General features: G+C 64.2%; 1 protein-coding gene. It reads left to right on the top strand.

Going from position 1 to position 950, the window contains the following annotated elements; genetic code table 11:
• On the top strand, positions 1–614 hold a 614-nt coding region (locus tag KS423_RS46265; protein ID WP_308020335.1), incomplete at its 5' end, for a transposase.
• Positions 615–950: the final 336 nt, after the last annotated feature.

Genomic DNA, 950 nt, shown 5'->3' with positions numbered 1-950 from the left:
TGGAAGAAGGAGACGTGGCCGCGGGTAAAAGCACCGCGGCGGCCCGCGGGGCCTGGCTCGTCTTTGAGGACGAAGCCGGGCAGTCGATGAGGCCGCCGCGTGCCAGGACCTGGGGCAGGCTCGGCTGCACCTCGGTCGTGCGGGTGCGCGGCCGGGGAGGCGGCCGGGTCTCCATGGCGGGACTGAGCTGCTACAAACCCGGTCAACGGTCCCGGATGTTCTACAGCTTCCATGTCCACCGCGGCCGCAAGGGCGAGAAGAAGGGCTTGACCTGGCAGGACTACCGGGACCTGCTCATCCGCGCACACATTCAGCTGGGCGGCCCGATCGTGCTCGTGTGGGACAACCTGCGCGCCCACCTGATGCCGCCGATGCAGGAGTTCATCGAGGCGAACAAGGGCTGGCTGACTGTCTTCCAACTCCCGTCGTATGCACCGGACCTCAACCCGCAAGAGGGGATCTGGTCGCTGGTCAAGCGCACCATCGGCAACCTCGCCGCCGCCAACCTCGACCAGCTCGCCCGAGCCGTCAGGCGCAGCCTGAAGCAGATCCAGTACCGCCCCCACCTCATCGACGGATGCCTCGCCACCACCGGCCTGATCATGGACGGTTGACCACCTTCAGACCGACATCACGACTTCAATTTCAGTAGTGGGCAGTCATCTCGCCCGAAGAGTGATCGAGAAGGACGCGTACGACTTCCTGCGGGGCGTCCCGGCTGATCAGCCTAGTTCCAAAAGTGTGTGGCGCCATTGATGGGGCGTCAGATGGACCGGTCGGCCGTGTTCGTTCTGGACGTCGCATCGCTCAAGCCAGCGGTCGAGCTAGGGCCTGTGTGATGTCGTGATCAATATTGCGGTTTCGTGCTTGCTCGAAAGCGGGATCCGGTAGGACGTTGCGTGTGACACGTAGGCAACTCACCGACGAGCAGTGGACGTTCATCGAGCCGT

The organism is Streptomyces sp. LS1784, assembly GCF_020103755.1.
In the GTDB taxonomy this organism is placed as follows: domain Bacteria; phylum Actinomycetota; class Actinomycetes; order Streptomycetales; family Streptomycetaceae; genus Kitasatospora.
The sequence above is the reverse complement of the archived record's forward strand: the minus strand, read 5'-3'. Positions and strand labels throughout refer to the sequence as shown.